Here is a 20683-nt window from a genome sequence, read left to right as displayed (position 1 = left end):
GTCAACCGGCAGCGCAGCCGCGCGCCTTTTAGCAGATTAAATTTTAGGCGCGCAACGTTTAACCGCTTTAAGGTAAGCGACAGTGAAAGGGTGGAATTACCGTTTTAATCAAGTAACTCAACCAGCTCGGGAAGGGTGTCAATCTGGTAATCCGGTTCCAGCGCAAGGGGGTAAAGCACTTTGCCCTGGCGTTTTATAAAGGTAGCTTGTAAGCCGGCCGCTTTGGCACCAGCAATATCCCAACCATGAGCAGCCACCAGCATAGCTTCATGTGGTGCAACACCCGCTTTTTTCAACGCCCATTCGTACGTTCTTAAATCGGGCTTATAGCGCTTAATATCTTCAACACTATAGCGATCATCAAAAAATTCAATCAAGCCGGCATTTTCAAACTGAGTCTGCACGCCCTGATTAGAAGAGTTGGTCAGGCTGATTAAGCGGTAACCGGCTTTTTTCAGAGCGGTTAAGCCAGCTTTAACATCCGGGTGCGCAGGCAGGCTACGCAAGGGAGTCACAATGGCCTTTTTGGCCTGGTCCTGGGTGAGAGCCACATCATTTGCGCGGGCTACCATCATTAAAGAAGCCACGCCAATCTCGCCAAAGGTATGAAAACGGTCGGTTGTATTATCGACCAGCGAGTGGTGCAACATGGTTGAAAACCACAATGCCATCAGGTCATCACGGCCGCCTAAGGCGTCCGTTACAGAGCTGCGCATCGCATTAAGATCCAGTAGCGTTTCATTCACATCAAAGAAAATGACTTTCGGCGGCTTTGCAGCAAACACGGAGCTGGTAAACAGGCCCACCGTAAACAGTAAAATAACGAGTTTTTTCATGATATATCCCAGTTGATGCGGCCAATAATAAGCAGGGTGCTGTTCCTGCCTGCAAATAAAAACGGTTCAAAGCAAGCTCGAAGTGGCCACTTGAACAAACGTTCAACCTATACTCAGACATTGCCGGTTAAATGTAAACCCTGAATTATGGATATTCGGCTAGCCGTTAAGCCAGTGCCTTGTATTCCTACAACGCGAAATAAGGTTGTTCAGTTCGTTGTTATAATATAACATTTCACGCATTCTAGTGAAGTTCGATAAAGTAATGACTAACTATACCCGTACACTATATAAATGCGCTGCTCCGCTACTGGTTTTATTGGCTGTTAGCTCACCCGGTCGGGCCCAGGAAACGGCTATCGAAACTATTTCAATAGTTCATCAACAAGCGTATCGAGGTAGTATACCTGCCACCGACTTACCCCAGTCGGTAGAATCGTTTGATATGGACCAGCTTGATGTGCTGGGCATTACTCGCTTTCAGGAAGTATTAGACATGTCGGGTACTATCGCCCGGCAAAATAATGGGGGCGGTTTATGGGATAGCTTTTCAATAAGGGGTTTTCCCGGTAACGAGAACATGCCATCAGGTTACCTGATAAACGGCTTTAATGGTGGGCGGGGGTTCAGTGGCCACCGAGATGTCTCTAATATTCAGTCAATCGACATACTCAAAGGACCCGGTTCGGCCCTTTATGGCCGTTCTGAACCGGGCGGCACCATTAATATCACTACGAAAAAACCGGCTTTTGAAGAGCAAGGTTATATAAAAGGCAGTGCCGCAGAATACCAGCAGTACCGGCTAGAAGGGGATTATACTAATGGGATCACCGACAATATCGCGTTCAGGGTAAATGGCGCCTGGCAGGATCACGGTAGTTTTCGCGATTATGTCACCAGCGACAAAAAGGTCATTACTCCCTCCGTAAGCTGGCAAATCAACGATGTATCGAGTGTTTTATATGAATTTGAATATCTGCAACAGGAACAATTATTTGACCGTGGTGTAGTGGTATTGGATAACAATTTTGCCACGCTGCCGGTAAGCCGTTACTTAGGTAACCCCGACGATGCGCCTACCCGTATTCAAAGTACCGGTCATTATCTTGCTTATCAGCAACAGCTCGACCATCAGTGGTCGTTATTAGCAGGCTACAACTATCGTCGTTCCACACTAAATGGTTTTTCCTCAGATGCAGAACTGGCGACTTCACGCCAAAGTTTATATGACGATGGCCAAACGCTCACCCGGCAACATCGACAACGCGATTATGCTACCGATGACCATTCTGTACGCATTGAATTAAGTGGTGACATCCAACTGGCGGGCATTACCCATCGTTTGATGGTAGGGGCTGATGCCTATGATTATCAGATATCCACTGACCTGTATCGTTTTCGAGGGGAAGCAGGCAGTTATGCACTAGATATTTATGACCCTCAATACAATCAAAGCGGCCCGCCGGTTAGCTTGCTATACGCCAATACGGAAGCGCAGCAGGCCTGGGGGGTGTATATCCAGGACCAGCTGGTTGTCACCCCTAAACTAAAAATATTAGCCGGCGTGCGTTTTGATCGCTATGAGCAAAATATTGCTGAAGCCTTGAGTGCACAAACCAACACGGCTGATGACGCCAGACTAAGCCCACGGCTTGGACTTACCTATTCATTTACCCGCGACCTGACGTTGTATGCCAGCTATTCCGAAGGTTTTTTACCGCTCAGCGGGACCGATGCCCAGGGCCAGTCATTTGACCCAGAAGAAAGTCATTCTGCTGAGGTTGGCGCACGTTATAGCTGGGATAAAGGCAGTATGAATGTGGCTGTATTTGATGCGACAAAATCGAATATCTTAACCTCTGATCCCATCAATGTAGGCTTTTCTGCCCCTTTGGGTGAAGCGGTAAGCCGTGGCATCGAAATTGATGGCGATGTGGCTATTGCAGAAAACACCCAGCTGCGCTTTTCCTATGCATTTATGGATACTAAAACAGCCAATGAGGCAGTAAATCCTGATTGGGGCGTGCTGGTAAGCAGTGGCGCCGATCTGGTAAACGTACCGCGTCACAACGCGGCGCTGCAACTCACCCAGTTTGCCCGTATGGCTGACCAAGACTGGCAATTTGGGACGGGAATCCATTATGTGGATGATCGGCTGGGCGACACGGTTACACCTTCTTACCGATTACCTTCTTATACGTTAGTGAACCTGTATGCCCAGGTAGCGTTGACGCCAGCCTGATTGCTGAGGGTGAATATCGATAACGCCCTGAACGAAACCTATTATACCTCCAGCTATTCCGCCTTGTGGACAGTGCCCGGCGAGCCACAAAAACTATCGGTTTCTGCAAAATATCAATTCTGATACCCGCCAATTGTGCCAGTGCTGACCCTGTCCAGCTGGCACTGCTCCGGCTGTTCTTTCGCTGGCTACCCAGCATAGTTGACGGCCGGAAAACCGGCTTGAAAGCCAGCCTTTCGTTCAGCCTGGCCTAGCCCTGGCGGGGCCAGCGCTATGGTAAAAATCAACCTAAAGTTTAATGGGGAAAATGCCATCCCTGCACATACTTAACATCAACACACCTGAACGCATAAGCGCATGAGGCCGCCCTGATGACGAGTAAGCATATTCTTATCGTAGATGATTCTGTTTCGATACAGCAAATGTTTGCACTTTTTCTTACTCAGGCAGGGCATTGTGTAAGCGTAGCTGAGAATGGCGAAGACGCGCTTGCCCTATGCCGGCACACGCAATACGACCTTATTTTTACCGACCTGACAATGCCATACATAAGCGGTATCCAGCTAACAAAGCAGTTACGGCAGACAGCTACATATCGTAGCGTACCTATTATCGTGGTCACTACGGATACTGACGAGCAGCAAAAACAAGCAGGGCGCGCCGCTGGTGTCACTGGTTGGGTGAGCAAACCGGCTGAACCAGCATTACTGGTGACGGTGGTGGAGCAATTGTGTGCGTAAGCTTCTATGGGGGATGCGCCAAACAGCGGTCACGGGGAATCAATTCGGCCTTTTTTGGAGTTTTTTATTTACTTTATTAAAAGCCATCTATACTGAATATAATTTCGCCAATTCCCTACAAGGAAAGGGTGAGCGCTCAACCTGTACCTGGTGTACATGTCGGGCCATGGCGGGTAGGTGTTCGGCAGCAATGCATATATTTTTTCCGAAGGCACCCTGACATTAAATGAAGCCGCGCCGGGTATACCGGCATTTCAACAAATAAATTGTAACTACACAGTTAAGCAAGAAATATATCAGGAGAGAAGTTATGGGTGTATTTAACTGGTTGAAAGCCGAACCAGCGCTCAATCAAAATTGTGAACAAATAATGGACAGCAGCCCGGCTGGTTTTATTATCACAGACACGCAGTTTGATATTACCTATGTAAATCAGGCCGCCATAAAGTTATTACAGGCAGGGCAGGCTTCGAAATTAGTAGGTAATAACCTGGCGCAACTGGGAATGAATTTGCAGTCATTAAGCCAGGGAACAGGGGGTACTGCTACTGTCCAGATAGATGGCCTGATGCTGGAGGCAGATATCAAACCGCTGCGCGATAGCGCCGATAAAGTATGGGGCTATGTTTCTCATCTTATTGAGAAAGAAAAAGCGATGCTTGATCAAGGGATGTTAGATGCCCTGGACCGTTCCCAGGCGGTCATTCGGTTCACGCCTGATGGCATTATTCAACACGCCAACGACAATTTTTTAAATGCGCTGGGCTACCGCTTAGAGGAAGTCGCCGGCCAGCATCATCAAATGTTTGTAGACCGTGAGTACGCTTCGTCTGCGCAGTACAAAGCGTTTTGGCAAGACCTGCGCAGCGGTAATATCAACAGCGGTGAATTTTGCCGGTATTGTAAAGACGGCAAAGCTATCTGGATTCAGGCATCTTATAACCCGGTATACGATGAAAATGGCAGGGTTGTACAGGTCGTTAAATTTGCTACTGATATTACTGAAGCTAAGCTGAAGAATGCGTATTTTGAAGGTCAGATTGAGGCCATACACAAGTCGCAGGCGGTAATCGAGTTTGATGTTGACGGTAATATTTTAAGTGCCAACGACAACTTTTTGAGCACAGTGGGTTATAGCCTGGACGAAATTCAGGGCAAACATCACAGTATGTTTGTCGATAGCACCTACAAAGCCAGCGCAGAATATGCCAATTTCTGGAGCCAACTGAAGCAAGGCCAGTATTTCTCTGGTGAATTCACTCGGTTTGCAAAAGGCGGCAAAAAAGTTTTCATTCAGGCTTCCTATAACCCTATTCTTGACCAGAATGGTAACCCGTTCAGAGTGGTGAAATACGCCAGTGATATTACGCCGCGTACCCAGGCGGTAAATGATATAAAACGGGTCATGGCCAGTTTGGTAAAAGGCGATTTGAATTGCGAACTTGAGCGCGAATTTGAAGGTGACTTTAAAGAGTTGGGCGATGCTATCGGCAAGTTTGTAGTCGATATACGCTCTATTATCGGCACTATTAAAGAAGTCATGACTGCCATGTCGGGCGGCGACTTAACCGTGCGTATTGAGGATCGTTTCGAAGGCGAGTTCCAGCTACTAGGTGATGCAATCAATCAGTTTGTAGAAGAAATGGCGGCCACTATCAGCAGCATTAATGATGCTGTGGAAACCATTAATACGGCCTCCAGTGAAATTGCCTCGGGTAATGCCGATCTGTCCAGTCGTACTGAGCAGCAGGCCTCCAGTTTGGAAGAAACCGCTTCGAGTATGGAAGAGCTTACCGGTACGGTAAGGCTAAATGCCGAGAACGCTGAGCAAGCGAACTCACTGGCATCACGCGCCAGTGAAGTGGCTAACGAAGGTGGTGAGCTAATCAATAAGGTGGTGGTAACCATGGGCGCGATTAACGCCTCGGCCCAGGAAATTTCCGATATTATCGGGGTGATTGACGGCATCGCCTTCCAAACCAATATTCTGGCCCTTAACGCAGCGGTAGAAGCGGCCCGGGCAGGGGAACAAGGGCGTGGTTTTGCCGTGGTAGCATCTGAAGTACGCACCCTGGCTCAACGCTCGGCAGAAGCGGCTAAAGAAATTAAAGAGTTGATATCTGACTCGGTAAACAAAATTGATGGTGGCAACCAGCTGGTGAATCAGTCCGGTGAAACTATGAGCGAGGTGGTTACGGCGATTAAGCGAGTGAACGATATTATGTCGGAAATTTCAGCTGCATCGTCTGAACAGGCCACCAGTATTGAAGAAGTGGGTAAAGCGGTCAACAACATGGACGAAATGACCCAGCAAAATGCTGCACTGGTGGAAGAAGCCGCTGCCGCTGCAGACAGTATGCAGCAACAGTCGGTGCAATTAGCTAACCGCGTAGCCACCTTCAAATTTACCCAGGGACAGCCGGTGACGGAAAAGTTCGCTCCGGTTGCCAAACCGAAGGCCAGAGCAAGGGTAACCCCGGTTATGCCTCAATCATCCAGCCAGGCACTTAAACCCAGTGTGCCGGAAGAGTCTGATTGGGAAGCATTTTAAGCTAGCCCGCCCGCTATGCCAGTAGCCAGTTGCCCAGGTTGCTGGCATAGTTGTTTTTTATCTCACCGCTCCACGTCATGCAGGCAGCCTAGTGCATAACACCACCGACGCGAATTTTAGTACCTATTTTGATACCCGGTTTGCCCGTCAAACCGTTAAAATTCTGCCCGGCCAATATTACGTAACCGGTGAAGACAAGCTTATTGTAACCGTACTGGGTTCTTGTGTAGCAGCCTGTATTTATGATCCTTACGCCAATATCGGCGGCATGAATCATTTTCTACTCCCCTCTAACGTATATGTGAAAAGCGAAGATCCGGCTATTGCCAAATATGGTGAAGAAGCGATGTATCAGCTAATCGAAACCCTGGTCAAACATGGCGCCCAGCGGCACTTACTGGTGGCCAAGGTATTCGGAGGAGGGCAGGTGTTACAGGGATTTACCAAAAATGACGTGGGTGCTATGAACGCGAGCTTTGTCGAAGCGTATTTAGCAAACGCCGGGATCCCTATACAAAGCCGTGATTTAATGGACACTTATGCTCGTAAAGTTTATTTTTTCCCCGCCACCGGCGATGTATTTATGAAACGTATACGCGATCTTAACAATGACACTATTTTACAGCGTGAAAGCGACCATCAATATGAGTTATCCCAGCAATTTGATAGTGGTGTAGCCTGAACTCAGGCCACTTTAAGTAAAATAACGCCACCGATTATTAACATCACGCCCATGTAACGCAAAAACGAGGTAGGGTCCTGATAAAAAATTACGCCCACTAAAAACGTACCAGCCGCACCTATCCCCGTCCATACCGCGTAGGCGGTGCCGATAGGAATTTGCTTTTGTGCCAGCCACAACAGGAAGCCACTGGCGACCATAAACACTACCGCAATAATAATACCGGACCAACGCGTTTCAGGCGCCTGGGCCATTTTTAGCCCTACCGGCCAGCCAATCTCAAGACAACCAGCAATAATCAGGTATATCCAGCTCACAGCGCGCCTCCTTCAGTCGTTAAGTGGTTTATAAAGCGGTATTCTAACGACGCCAGGCAATCAGGTATAGCCTATACCTGTTGACCTGCCTTCGCCGTAGGCTGAGTGGGCTTACCCAGGTTTTGCGCCGCCAAGTCGTAGGGCGATATTGCGTGGTCTTATCCTGGCCGCGCCACGTAATAAAAATTTGATGTGTAAAACGAATTAATCAACCCAATCAGAGGCGATGAATGTCTTCTACAAAAGTAACAATGCGCACGCTCGGAAAATCCAAGTTGCAGGTCACAGAGGTCGGCCTGGGTTGTTGGCAACTGGGGGGCGATTTTGGTCCTATCGACGAGTCTAAAGCCACCGATATTGTGGATACCGCACTTGAGCAAGGGATCCGTTTTTTCGATACGGCCGATGTATACGGTGCAGGTCAAAGTGAAAGGTATTTGGGCCAGGTTCTATCTAATCAGCCCCACGATACGGTTATTGCCACCAAGTATGGTCGCGCCCAGGGGGTCTTTCCTAATAACTACAGTTTCAACAGCCTGCGAGACTCGGTCCTGCGCTCGCAAGACCGGTTACAGCGCGATCAGATAGACTTATTGCAACTTCACTGTGTGCCCCACGAAGAACTGCAAAAAAGGCATATTTTCGATTGGTTGGAAGAGATGAAGCTGGAAGGCCAGATTGCGCATTATGGTGCCAGTGTGGAAACCCTGGAAGAAGCAAAAACCTGCCTGGAGCATGCGCCTGGATTAACCTCGCTACAAATTATTTTTAATTTGATGCGCCAACAGGCCACTACCGATTTGTTCGATGAAGCGGCAGCAAAAGACGTGGGTATTATTGTCAGACTGCCCCTGGCCAGTGGTATGCTTACCGGGAAGTTCGATAAGAACACTACGTTTGATGAGTCTGACCACCGTAACTTTAATCGCAATGGCGACGCTTTTAGTGTAGGCGAAACATTTTCCGGCATTGAATTTGAAAAAGGCCTGGAGCTGGTAAACAAACTGGATCGGGAATTTAAACCCAATAGTCTGAAAATGGCACAGTTTGCAATGCGCTGGATTTTAGACCATAACGCTGTTTCTACTATTATCCCCGGCGCCAGCTCACCTTCACAGGTTACGCAAAATGCCGCGGTATCGGCTATCGCCCCACTTGATGAGGCGTTGCATAAAAAACTCTATACGTTTTATCAGCAGGACATTGCTCCAGCTATTCGTTGCCCGGTATAACCCATTACCCCGCGGAATGAATGGCGTGTTGGACTAACCCGCCATTCTAATCCGATGCGCGCTTATTACCCTGCTCCCCGGCGCGTTTGTGACGCGGCGGGCGGGTAAAACAGCGGTCTTTAGCGGTTTAACTGATTCACCAGCATCGCGCGTAACTGTCTGGCGGTGGCTTCATCAAGCTCACTTAACATGCCTCTGGCTTCTTCAGGTAAATGGCTCCCAGCGGGCTCGTCATTAAAAATATAATAGTCAAACAAGGCTTTGAACGCCGCTTTCTCTGGGCCGGTTTTATCCCGGATAGCGAGCATGGCATGCATCAGCGCGCTCATCCCGTTATCTAAATAGCGTGCGCTGGGGTTCCACCAGTAATTAATAAGCACATTAAACGGCGCCAGCCCTTCCACCTGATGCCACCACATTGTGGGGATAAATATCGCATCGCCCGGGGCCAGTTCGGCCAACTTACCTGCAGCCTGAGCCTGTCGAAACCGGGGGTATCGGGTATAGTCCGGCTGGTGGAAATCAACCATACTGATGACTTGACCGCCAGGAGTGGTTTCTAACGGCCCAGGGTAAAGGTTGGCTATCTGGTCAGGGGGAAACAAAGCCAGCCGCCGGTGACCTACCGCACAACAGGCAATATTGTACAGCGTATCGAAGTGGCATGAGGCTAGCGAGCGGTTGCCAATCCAGATACTGGCTAACGGCGGGGCCAACGGTTTTGTGGTGGTGGCCGGCGTGAGGGTGATATCGTTGTAGTCGCGCAGGCCGGGAAAATGAGTGTCAATTTGATTAGAGGCGATATAAAGACTAGGGCAGGATGTTTTCCCTAAGGTGCGCGCGACCTGTTCAAGCATATCGGTGACCGAGCCACGGGTACTGGTGTAATTTAGGGCAGTGGCGTTATCATTGTAAAAATAGCGGCCGTTAATATCACTCGCGCCCTGGTAAATCATGGTGGGACGACCGTTATAAAAGCTGCGCAAATAGTCCATTGCAGCTACCGGTCCAGAATGCCCATGCGCAACCAGCGGCCAGTGCTTTACTAAACCCCGCAATATCACGGGTTCGTTGCCTCGTGTAATCCAGTCTGGGATATCGTCAGCGCGAATGCCTGACACTTCGGTGCAGGTTTGGGTAATACCGAACATTCTTAATCCTGTAAGCGCGCGTTTTTCATTTCTATCAGTTTACCCAGATTACCCATAGAGGCTACTACCAAAAAGGCGGCTTGCAAAAAGCCTTGGCGGTGAAGCTCACCCAACTGGCTGTCGCTCAATCCATTAAGGGTTTCTTCGCAGATGGTGTAATGGCCGCCAATTTGTAACTTATCGCCGTTGTTCAATGTGATATCTACAGTAAGAGGGGCAATAAGCCCAAAATGTTCAAAAGCCTCAAACATACTGTTACTTAGCTCCATACCATCCATAATAGTGGCCAGTACCTGGCTGATACGGTTCAGGTAATCGCTGTTACCGCCTTGCGGTAGAAATAGCGCCTGACCATTGGTTTCGCTAAGTCGGGGGCTATCGGTATCAATGTGTACCATGGGTTGTGGATTATCTTCGTCCCCGTGCATGCCAATAACAAAGGGCCCGCGCGCCATCGTGGCTGGCACATAACTCGCCATCCAGCTACCCGGATACGGGATATGGGGGGCGGTTTCTGTTAAAAATAAATTTTCATGGGAACATAAACCCAGCAAGGCTATCGCTTGATAGCGTTGGGTATCAGCATTTTTATGAAACAAAATAGGGTATTCGCGCTGAATATTGGAAAATTCGGTGGGAAAGGTCAGGGTGCTGGTGATGTTATCTCCGTAAGCAACCCGATAATGGGTGTCTACCTTAATACTGGCGTGGGTGTTGTTATCCAGCAATACGTAATTTGTCATAGTTACATCCTGTGTTTACTGCTACCAATGAGGTAAAAACATGATAGCCCGGCGCATCGTAGAAGTCTGCATGGCCGGGCTATAGTGGGTTAGTAAAGGACGACTAATTAGAACGTGTAACGGGCACCTAAATTGTAGCGTGCGCCAATGTCGAGCATGTACCACAACTGATTTTCGTTACGGGCATGTTCACGGGGGTCCTCATCAGTAATGTTAATCCCTTCAAAGAATACATTCAGATTCTCGGTCAGGTTGTAACTGATGTTCATATCAATCTGGCTATAGGCTTCAATATAACCTGGGTTATTCGAACCGCCGACATTGACGCGGTTCAAGAACTCATCACGCCAGTTGTAAGCTACCCGCGCGGTCAGGTCGTCTTTTTCGTAAACCAGTACCAGGTTAGCGGTATCGCTCAAGCCAACCAAAGCAAACTGAGATGTATTAGGATCGCTTTCATTATCAAAGCCAACATCCCCGCGTACCAGAGTATAGTTAGCCTGTACGCCGAAACCTGTGTCACCAAAGAAGTGTTGTACAGCAAATTCCCAGCCATACAGTTTTGCTTCTCTGTTGTTCTGCGGCAAGCTGGTTCTGAATACCATTTCCGGGTCGCCTTCTTCGGGAATCAGATCCCACCCTTCGGTTTCACCCAGACGTAGAATCTGGTCGGCCGAACCGGTGTAATCAGATGCCCCATTCGGGAACGCTTCAGGGTGTTCAAGCAGCACCATCATGGCAAACAGTGAGGTATCGTCTACCGCAAAACCCTGCTCGCGCAGTGCATCTGCCGCGGCCAGAGCACGTGGGCCGATAGTTTGGTCCTGAATACCAAAGAAAGTACGGTCTTCATTCCCGCTACCGATAAAATTAGCGACTCGTTTTTCAAAGAATCCGGCTGATGCATAGCTTGATTCTGCGTAATAGTATTCTATCGATAAATCGAAGTTATCCGATTCAAGAGGCAGCAGTGACGGGTTTGAGGCGCTAGCGGTAGGTTGTGCGCCGTTCAGGGTGGAACCGCGTGTGCCAAATCCGCTGGGTGATACCCGCAGTGAACCATAGGGCGCCCGGGCAATCGTTTTGCTATACGAGAAACGGCCTTTAATATCGTCTGTCAGCATGATATCAAAGTCCAGGCTCGGTAACAGATTGTCGTAGTCAGCTTCTTCTGACAACGGGGTGGGTACTGTATTGGGGTCGGTATACGAAGCGAAGTCGTTATTGTTTTCCCAGATCAGGTAGCTTGGCGGGGTTACCAGTGAAGTAGAGGTAACATCCGTAGTTTCATAGCGCACGCCGGCTAAAAAGTTTACCGGCATACCACCAAGCTCGCCGCTAAGCTTGACCTGGAAATACGCCGCCAGGCTGTCTTCTTCAACAATATCATTGTTACTGAAAACCGGGCTCACCCCAAAGAAATTTGCATCGCTGGGATACAGAGCCAACGACTCACGCGCCATTGCTATAGCGTCTGCTTCAAAGCCTACGCCATTGCTAGGGCCAATGTCGTAATCTTCAAATTCATTCGCATAGTCAATAAACTGCAGCAAGCCTTCAGAATATTCACCTGGGTTAGCAATACCCCAGTTGCCTAATGTCATGTTGTCGCCTGCCGTTTGACGAGCAGTCATTTCCATGGCACGAGACTCTATCCCAAAGTCCACTTCGCCTTCATCAAACATATACTTACCATCAAGCTTAAACTGCTGGATTTCAGTGGATTGCGAAGCATGGCGGAAGCGCATAATCGATGAACCAACATCGCCGGCATCCAGTACCCCGTTATTGTTGCCTCGGGTGGTGTCGTCATACACATTTCGATAAGTCGGAAGTTCTGGATCAAACCACCATTCTCTAGACGCTACTGTTGGTGAACCAATGCCCACTGCCAACTCGCCGCTGGCCAGGTTGTCACTGGGTCCTGCTGGTAAACTTTCCATTTTAGAGCTGTGTGCATCAAAGTTCAGCACCAGGTTATCGGTGGCTAACCAGTTAAAGTTAAACCCTACTGAGTTCAGGGTATTTTCCTGCTCACGGTAGGCTTGCTCATAGCCTTCATCTACGGTGCCGTTGTAGGTCTCTGCGGCATAGATGGGTGTCGCCACCGGTGAGTCATCAAAAATAACTTTGGTAATGTTAGAGCCATTTTGCATCCAGTTACCTATCTGGCCCAGACGCTCTTCCACGTGATTTTCCGCGTAGAAATAATCCAACGACGCCATCATCGTATCCGAAGGTGCGTATTGCAGGCTTATCTGGCCATTAGTTCGGGTACGGGAGGTATCTGAAAATTCATAGCGTAAGTCATTAGGGCGGGCGTACAGTTGGCCGTCTTCAGGGGCATTTTCATATACGCTCATATCCGGATTGTTATAAATAGTATCAGCATCGTTAGGATCGCCCCACGTACCGATATTCCAGTCATTAACCGTGGCGCCGATGTAGCCGGAGTCACGTTTTTGGATAGTCATTGCAGCGGAGACACCAAAATTACTGTCGTCATTGCTCCAGTTAATCAGGCCCGACACTTCAGGGGTAACATCATCCCCCACCCGGTTGGTAGTATCGTGAACAGCTTTTGCACCAATAGTGGCCCGTAGTCCCGGGTTGTCTAAAGGCCGTGCGGTTTTAATATTAACTGTGGCACCAATACCACCGGTGGCAATATCGGCTTTACTGGTTTTATAGACTTCTACCGCTCTAACCCCTTCTGATGCCAGGTTAGCAAAGTCAAACGCCCGGGTGCTGCCGCCCCGCGTGTTCGTTCCACCACTGCCACCACCGTAGGTTTGCGCGGCAGGCATCATGCGCCCGTTCAAGGTGATCATATTATTATTACCACCAAACCCGCGCACGGTGATTTCGTTACCCTCACCATTGGTTCGGTTTATTGATACACCGGTAATCCGTTGCAGCGATTCAGCCAGGTTAGTATCTGGGAATTTACCAATGTCTTCAGCTGATATGGCGTCAACCACTCCCACCGAGGAACGTTTAATAAAGGCGGATTCCGCAAGACTTGATTTGAGCCCGCGAACTTCGATGACCTCGACTGAGTCCTCAGTGTCGGTAGTCTCCTGAGCTAAGGCAGGCAGTACGCTGGTTCCCAGCAATACTGACAGGCTTTTAGCCAGCAGTGAGCGATTAAAATGCTGTTGCAGTTTCATGTGTTGTGTCCCCATTTTCGGCGCGGCACGTTGCCAGACCTGTTCTACTTATCAATCTGCTATCGCCGCATGCGATGGTACGAATTGTTATAACGGCGGTTACTAAATGTTAAATAGTCTTTAAAATGACACCATTACTTTTTTTTGTTTTAGCCGTATTATTTGTAGCATGAAAAGTAAACATATAAGTTTTTATGATTATTTGAGACAGGTAATATAGGTCGCAATCAACGGTTTTTCATAGCACAGTGCTGGCGGATATATTCAGCATGGTCAGGCAGCACTTCGCTGCAACGCTGGATAACGCTGCGTACAGATGCCATACGCTCTAACAATGCGGGGGTGCTAAAGGTCTCGGTAAAAGCATGATAGCCGCGTGGAACCAGGCCTTGCCCCAGCATCACTTCAAACCAGCTGATGTCACTGAATAAGGCATTGTTGTCCCGAAAAATCCGGCCGTTTTCCTGAAACAGGCCTAATTTCTCTTTCAGTGAATCGGGTTGGGGTAAATGACGGCAATGCTGCCAAAAAGGGGAGTCGTTGCGTGTATTTAACACATAATGGCACACTAAAAAGTCGCGGATACTGACATACTCATCCTGCATCTGGCGGTTAAAAGCTTGCTGATCGTAGGGGTTTTCGCCGGTGTGCGGAAAAAAAGTAAAGAATTTTGCTATGGCCGTTTGTATCAGGTACAACCCGGTCGATTCCAAAGGCTCCAGAAAGCCGCCAGATAACCCAATGGCCAAACAGTTTTTACGCCATGGCTGGGGCCGGTAGCCGGTAGTAAAACGTAGCGTTCGGGGGCTATCGGTAGCGGGGGTATCAATATGTTGCAGCAACGTATTTTGAGCTTGCTCGTCGCTGATAAACTGGCTGCTATATACATGGCCATTACCGGTCCGGTGCTGCAATGGGATGCGCCACTGCCAGCCGGCGTGATGGGCGGTAGCGCGGGTATACGGGGGAAGCTTAGATAATGCTGTGGACGGCACGGTAACCGCGCTGTCACACGGTAGCCAGTGCTGCCAGTTTTCATAGGGACTGCCCAGGGTTTTACCGATTAGTAAGGCGCTAAAACCTGAACAGTCAATAAAGAAGTCACCTTCGTGACAATCTCCATTGGTTAACTGCACAGCTTTTATATTGCCATTGGGGTGTTGCAATACCTGCTCAATTTTTCCTTCGGTACGGGTAACCCCATTGGTTTTTGCCAAATTTTGTAAAAACTTCGCATACAACCCAGCATCTAAATGAAAGGCATAGGCAATAGAGGATAACGGCGAATTACCGGCTTTGCTGGGCCGCGAAAATTTATTCAGCCGGCATGCTTTGCTAGCTAATGTGTAATCTTCAATAGAGCTGGCCAGGCCAGCTTGCTGAAGGCGTAGCCAATAGTGATAAAACTGAATACCTTCGAAATTTTTGCCGACCTCGCCAAAGGCATGAAAGTAATCTTGCCCCTGTTTATACCAGTCGACAAACTGAATACCGAGTTTAAATGTAGCGCCCGTCGCGCGCATAAATTCATTTTCATCGATACCCAGCAAGTCATTAAAAATCTGTAGTTGGGGGATGGTCGCTTCGCCCACCCCCACGGTGCCAATTTCATCAGACTCAATAAGCTGCACCTGGCAAGGATGCTTAAGAACTTTTGCCAGCGCGGCGGCGCACATCCAACCTGCGGTACCGCCACCGACAATAACAATTTTGCTAAGCGGCTTATTCATCTGTACTTCCTTGTGGTTACCACCCGGCGTTTGCCGGGTTAGAAATTCGCTCTCACTACCAATGCCAGACGGCGGTCAGACACAAACCAGGAACGGCCTGCTTCTAACCCTTCGTTGTTAAGCTTCATAATGGTTTCAGACTGTGCGTTGGTCAGGTTGGTGCCTTGTAAACCCACCGTCACATGTTCATTGAGGTTATAAAATACTGAACCGTCTAACTGCCCATGGTCATCATAAAACAGCGGTGCTTTCGATATGACATCCCGGGTAGTCAGCAAATAGCGAGAACGCCAGTTATAGGCAAGTCGCGCATTCCAGTCGTACTTTTCGTACATGAGTACCAGATTGGCAGTGCGTTTTGATTGCCCTTGTAGGGGAACATCCTCCAGATTTACGCGGATCCCGGTATCAGTGGCATCATCGCCCAGCCAGCTTTCGTCATCTACGTCAGTCTGATTATTGGGTACGCCGCCGGCATCAATATAGGTAAAGGTGGCCTGCATTCCAAACCCATTCCAAGGCTCAGGCAGTTTGTCGAAGAACTGCTGGTAGGCTAGCTCAATACCATCCATTTTACCGTCGCCACCATTGGTGGTGGTACTTACCAGATGGCTGCGTGTTTCACCGGTCACCGGGTTGGTGTAAGGACGGCTAAACGCACCTTGTACAAAATAGTTTTTCAGGTCTTTGTGAAACAGGGTTGCGCTTAGCTGTCCGACATCCGCAAAATACCATTCCAGCGCAAAGTCATACTGTACCGACTCCATCGGTTGCAGATAAGGGTTGCCACCGGAACCGGTCCAGGCAGGGACAAATGCACCCTGAACCAGGTTGTCTTCCGCCGGTGGTGGATTATCCGGATCCGGCTCTTGGATAGGCCGCACCACTTGCACCGATTCGTTGCCCAGCGACGACTGGTTGCGAATATCACTCATGTCGGGCAGGGCGACGGCTTTGGAAAACGCAAAGCGGCCAATGAGTTCATCCGATAGCTCGACTTTAATATTAAAGCTGGGGAGCCACATATCGAAGTCAGTTTCAGCTTGTAGGCGTTCTTCGGTGTCATTACCGTAGGCTCGGTCTTCGGGGCTAAGGTAATTTAGCGGGTCGCCCATCCATTGGTTTTCTTCGGCTTCGATAGCCTGCGCATAGGTTGCGTACTGACCACTGGTTACCTGGTCAGTTAAGTAGGCCAGCACAATTTCACTGTTTAGTTGCGTATTGGCCAATGCTTCAGGGGGCGCAAAGTCGGGCACCAGATCCGGGAAGGTAACAGCGCCACTGGCCTCGCGGTTTAGCTTAACGTAACGCAGCCCAATATTACCGCTATAGGGCAGTGAGCTTTCCCCTTCAAAATTCAGTCGCAGATAAACCGCTTTGTTGGTTTCTGTGGTGATGTTGACCTCACCAGGGGTGAAGATACCGTATTCATCGTCCACCCCTTCGCGGTCAGGGTAGGGCACCCAGCTGCCGCCAGCGGTCATATAAGGGCGATCACCGTCAATAACGGAACGAACAAAGTCTTCGGTTGCATGCCAGGTGGTATTACCCGGAATGTTCAGGTCGCCGCCGCCATGAAAATCTGACCAATCGACCTGCTCGAACAACGCATTGGCATTGTCGATGGTATCCAGCCACGCCGCCGGCGCAGCACTGGAGAATTCTGGGCCTAAAGAACCCCAGTTCCAGCTGGTAGCCCGTACCGTTTGCTCCCGTTTCGCGTAGCGTACCCCAGCCTGTAAAGACGTCACAATACCCGCATTGTCGAGGAAGTACTTACCATCCAGGCGTAATGCTTTTGAGTCACCTTGTGAGCGTTCCCAGTGGTCCATGGCGCTGCGCATAAAGTAAGAGGTAGGATCTTCAAAGTAATTGCTGTCGCCCGCCGGATCGCCGGTAAAACCAGGATAATTCCCCTGCGCATACAGGTCTGGGTTAGCATCCCGATAACCAAAGTACGGTTCTATCAGGGTCACTGAGGGGGTGGAACCCGTTACATCATAAGCCTGGCCGGCAAAGGCGGCGGTATGAATGACAAGATCATCATCAGCGGTTTCGGCATCGATATACTGTACATCCGCCGACAGCTCTAGATTATCGGTGGCATTCCATTGCAGATTTAACGAGAAATCCTGGACCAGAGATTCGGTATCTTTGACCCGTGAATCAAACTGGAACGGGTAACCAAACTGGGGCCGGCCACCGGACTCCCAGGAGCGGATAATCCGATCGTTGTTACCATCGGCAGCGCGCCAGCCATCCACGCCCTGGGTAATAGTGCCACTTTCAAATAAGCCCTGGTCATCGAAATTAAATTCGGTCCCTTCCAGCGGCCGGGTACGGCGGTTTTCAATATTGTAGTAACTACCTTGATATTTAATGGCCTGCTCGTGCCAGGACAGGCGCGAGTCAGAGCGAATATAGGTCAGCGTACCCAGCAGTGTTTCATCTTCGCTGCGCCACTGCAGCGAACTGGCAAAACCTTCCCGCTTTCTATCATCGAATTTCTTTAACAGGTTAGAGCCGTTTGGCATCCATACCGTACCATTGCCATCATCGCCGACGAATGCTTCTGCCCCGGCCAAGTCGCGCGCGTATAGCTGAACATAAGCATCTGATTGTATACCGTGGGACTCGCCATACAGCTGTGAGTTGGCATAGTTAACTAAAAAGCCAATTTCGCCAATGTTGTCTACCTCCCAACGGTCGCTGTAAAGCGCTGAAAATGTGGGGCTACCTTTTTCTGCGATATCGCCATAAGAATAGTCACCACTAAAGGCAAACACCCGTTCCTGGGAATCGAAAGGCTTACGGGTTCGCAAACTCACGGTGCCGCCGATACCACCTTCAATCATGTCCGCGGTTTGGTTTTTGTATACATCCACTCCGCCCATCAGCTCAGGAGAGACATCCTGAAAAGACAAACCTCGCCCGCTGTTTGCCGTAAACGAGTCACGACCGTTAAATTCACTGCGGGTTTGAGTCATGCCGCGGATAATCGCACCGCTGCCTTCCACACTAAAATGGTCCGGGTCATCCGGCCCGGCAAAGCGTTCAATAGATACGCCGGGCAAACGCTGAATAGCTTCAAGCACCGAACGGTCAGGCAAACTACCGATATCCTCGGCAGTAATCGCATCTAACACAGTATCTGAGTGGCGTTTGAGGTTTTGGGCGTTGATGAGGTTTGCCCGGGTGCCTTTCACTTCAATCAGTTCAACATCTTCTTCATCAAGCGTCTCATCTGCTGAGTCGTTTTGCTGCGCGTGGGCAGAGTGCAAAACGGTGATCAGGGCTAGGGCTAAAAGGGAAGGTTTGGGATAAAACGTGGGTCGTGTAGCGATGTTCTTGTTACGCTCCATGCATATTCTCCGTGGCGGTGGCTTGGCAGTATCATTGTTATTCGGGAACCGTTGTCCCCGTTTTGTTGTGCAATGATATTGTCCAAATTTCCACCGCCTGACAATGTGCTTAAGAAATATCGCAATAACGTTATTAACTTTCTAAACAATTTATTAACATTAATCTTATTGGGTATTCCTACCGGGTACGACTATCCAGTTCCGCTGCCAGCGAATAGACCAATGGCGCATTCCAGTTTATGGTGACTTCATTGGTAGAGTAACTGCACCAGTCATCGATATAGCTTCGCGCAGGCGCTTTACTATAATAGTTGCACCCATCCTGATGGCCGTTTTGCGGGCCTCCTGCCACAAACCCCGGTACGGGTGGCACCACCTCATCGGCGTAAGATGGACGGTGATGAATATGCTGTGGGGGGCGTGTTCCCACGCCGGTAACATAACTATAACCGGTTGGGTTTTGGCCAAATATATAATCATTAATACGTTGCGCCAGCACGTTAAAATCATTCTCGTGGGTTAGCTTCCAGGCAGTCCACAATAAAACGGCCTTATTGAGCAATACAGCATTACTGCCCCATACAAAATCCTCGGCCCTGGCAGGAATCTGGTAGGCTGAGTCGTGGCTTTGTTCTACCAGCTCCCGGGCGTAGTTTATCAGCGTATTTTCGATGGCCTGTGCTTCATCAGGGGTCAACATGGCCCGGCCTTCATTAAGCAGGGTAAGATAGGCATGAGGATAAACCTGCGACCACGACGGCGCCGACAGTTTGCGTTCGTGGGTTAAAAACGCCTGTAAATAGCCTTTATTGCCGGTGGCCACATATAATTGTGCGCCGGCCCAGGCAAACTCGTCACTTACCTCATCGTCACCATATTCACCGGTATGTACTGATTTTTCGTTGGTATAATACACCTTTGGATTATCCTGGGCCCACTGCCAGGCCATTTTTGCTGACCGTAAATAGCGTTGCTTTAATGCAGGGTCAGGCAAGGTATCCAGGGTGCTGGCTGCCGCCATCACCGCCGCAAAGTTAAGTGTCGCCGCGGTACTTTTGGCAGTTACAAAACGCTGAGCTGTTGCCTCATGGGGCATTACCGGCCCGGCAAAGTTTTTGGTGGTAAGCTTATGATAAACGCCACCATCACTTGCCTGCATTGATAGCATCCAGTCCAGGTTCCAGCTGATTTCATCCTGCATATCGGGGAGTTGATTAATAGATTCGGGAATGTTCCATTGCCGGTTGGCGTAAAACGCCGGGAAATCCTTAAGAGCCCGAATCAAGGTGTAAGTCGAAATACCGCTATTTACAATATACTTATTGTAGTCCCCTGCATCATACCAGCCCTTACTGCTGGCAAAGGGCTTTGCCGCTGGCTGAGACAGCGGCACGATATGGTCATCCGGATGACCCGCAGCACGCTGCCATTGCCCTGCAAAAGCCATATCCAGGGCGCTACTGGCGCGATTAAAATAATACGCTTTGATGGCCATATCATGAGGCTGCTGTAAGGCCTGTGCGAAAATACGAAACCGGGGCGACTGTAAGCCATCGGCAGTGGTTATTTGGTATAGGCCCGGGGTCTTTAGCGCACTAAAGTCAGCCGTAGAGGCTGTTTCATCGGCCAGGTCCCAGGCTAGCGCAGCGCTGGAGACCCCTTCAAATACAACTTGCTGAGTATGTAAGTTTTTAATACTGAAGGGAGTAGTGCCGGAGGCAGGAATAATTGCCACTTTGCTACGCTCTGGGTAATAACCCGCCTGATTAATTTTTATTTCTTGGTAAGCTGCTTTAATAGGCGCGGTTGGCGCCACCAGGTGCTCCTCGCCATGCCGGCTTACACATCCGGTAAGTGTCACCGCGCTAGCGTGGGCCAGAAACAAGCTAAACAATGTAATGTTGATGCGGCGCTGATGCAGCATAGA

At 49.4% G+C, this 20683-nt stretch carries 13 protein-coding genes; 5 read left to right on the top strand and 8 right to left on the bottom strand.

Going from position 1 to position 20683, the window contains the following annotated elements; translation table 11 throughout:
- Positions 1-104: 104 nt before the first annotated feature.
- Positions 105-836: a haloacid dehalogenase type II gene (locus D0Y50_RS17985; protein WP_108566733.1), complete on the bottom strand. Its 732-nt coding sequence runs from the start codon at positions 834-836 to the stop codon at positions 105-107.
- A 265-nt stretch (positions 837-1101) separates the two neighbouring features.
- Between D0Y50_RS17985 and D0Y50_RS17980 the strand changes: the two genes are divergently transcribed.
- The 4 genes from D0Y50_RS17980 to cheD all read left to right on the top strand — a co-directional run bounded on the left by D0Y50_RS17980 (position 1102) and on the right by cheD (position 7051).
- Positions 1102-3078 (top strand): TonB-dependent siderophore receptor, encoded by a 1977-nt coding sequence (locus D0Y50_RS17980; protein WP_232366303.1) that lies wholly within the window; start codon positions 1102-1104, stop codon positions 3076-3078.
- A gap of 371 nt (positions 3079-3449) precedes the next feature.
- Positions 3450-3818 carry a response regulator gene (locus tag D0Y50_RS17975; protein ID WP_117318301.1) on the top strand — a complete coding sequence of 123 codons (369 nt, stop codon included), beginning with the start codon at positions 3450-3452 and terminating at the stop codon, positions 3816-3818.
- A 310-nt stretch (positions 3819-4128) separates the two neighbouring features.
- Positions 4129-6369 carry a methyl-accepting chemotaxis protein gene (locus D0Y50_RS19920; RefSeq protein ID WP_108566735.1) on the top strand — a complete coding sequence of 747 codons (2241 nt, stop codon included), beginning with the start codon at positions 4129-4131 and terminating at the stop codon, positions 6367-6369.
- A gap of 91 nt (positions 6370-6460) precedes the next feature.
- Complete coding sequence (gene cheD, locus D0Y50_RS17965; RefSeq protein WP_108566736.1) at positions 6461-7051, top strand: chemoreceptor glutamine deamidase CheD; 591 nt, start codon at positions 6461-6463, stop codon at positions 7049-7051.
- Between the two features lie 2 nt (positions 7052-7053).
- Here cheD and D0Y50_RS17960 read toward each other — a convergent pair whose 3' ends face one another.
- On the bottom strand, positions 7054-7368 hold the full coding sequence (locus D0Y50_RS17960) for a DMT family transporter (RefSeq protein ID WP_108566737.1): 315 nt from the start codon (positions 7366-7368) through the stop codon (positions 7054-7056).
- A 230-nt stretch (positions 7369-7598) separates the two neighbouring features.
- On the opposite strand from D0Y50_RS17960, the gene D0Y50_RS17955 reads away from it, so the two are divergent.
- Positions 7599-8600, top strand: coding sequence for an aldo/keto reductase (locus tag D0Y50_RS17955; protein ID WP_108566738.1), 1002 nt, complete (start codon positions 7599-7601; stop codon positions 8598-8600).
- Between the two features lie 119 nt (positions 8601-8719).
- Here the strand turns inward: D0Y50_RS17955 and D0Y50_RS17950 are convergent, their stop codons facing one another.
- From D0Y50_RS17950 to D0Y50_RS17925, 6 genes are all read right to left on the bottom strand, one after another.
- Positions 8720-9751 carry a cupin-like domain-containing protein gene (locus D0Y50_RS17950; RefSeq protein ID WP_117318299.1) on the bottom strand — a complete coding sequence of 344 codons (1032 nt, stop codon included), beginning with the start codon at positions 9749-9751 and terminating at the stop codon, positions 8720-8722.
- A 2-nt stretch (positions 9752-9753) separates the two neighbouring features.
- Positions 9754-10494 (bottom strand): SapC family protein, encoded by a 741-nt coding sequence (locus tag D0Y50_RS17945; RefSeq protein ID WP_117318297.1) that lies wholly within the window; start codon positions 10492-10494, stop codon positions 9754-9756.
- 107 nt (positions 10495-10601) lie between these two features.
- Complete coding sequence (locus D0Y50_RS17940; RefSeq protein ID WP_117318295.1) at positions 10602-13664, bottom strand: TonB-dependent receptor; 3063 nt, start codon at positions 13662-13664, stop codon at positions 10602-10604.
- 227 nt (positions 13665-13891) lie between these two features.
- Positions 13892-15394 (bottom strand): tryptophan halogenase family protein, encoded by a 1503-nt coding sequence (locus tag D0Y50_RS17935; RefSeq protein WP_117318293.1) that lies wholly within the window; start codon positions 15392-15394, stop codon positions 13892-13894.
- A gap of 38 nt (positions 15395-15432) precedes the next feature.
- A complete protein-coding gene (locus D0Y50_RS17930; RefSeq protein ID WP_117318291.1) occupies positions 15433-18756 on the bottom strand; it encodes a TonB-dependent receptor in 3324 nt (1107 codons plus the stop codon).
- 178 nt (positions 18757-18934) lie between these two features.
- Entirely contained in the window at positions 18935-20680 is a 1746-nt protein-coding gene (locus D0Y50_RS17925) for a glycoside hydrolase family 9 protein (protein ID WP_170145548.1), read from the bottom strand.
- Positions 20681-20683 lie beyond the last annotated feature (3 nt).

Source organism: Salinimonas sediminis (assembly GCF_003429285.1).
Lineage (GTDB): Bacteria > Pseudomonadota > Gammaproteobacteria > Enterobacterales > Alteromonadaceae > Alteromonas > Alteromonas indica.
The sequence above is the reverse complement of the archived record's forward strand: the minus strand, read 5'-3'. Positions and strand labels throughout refer to the sequence as shown.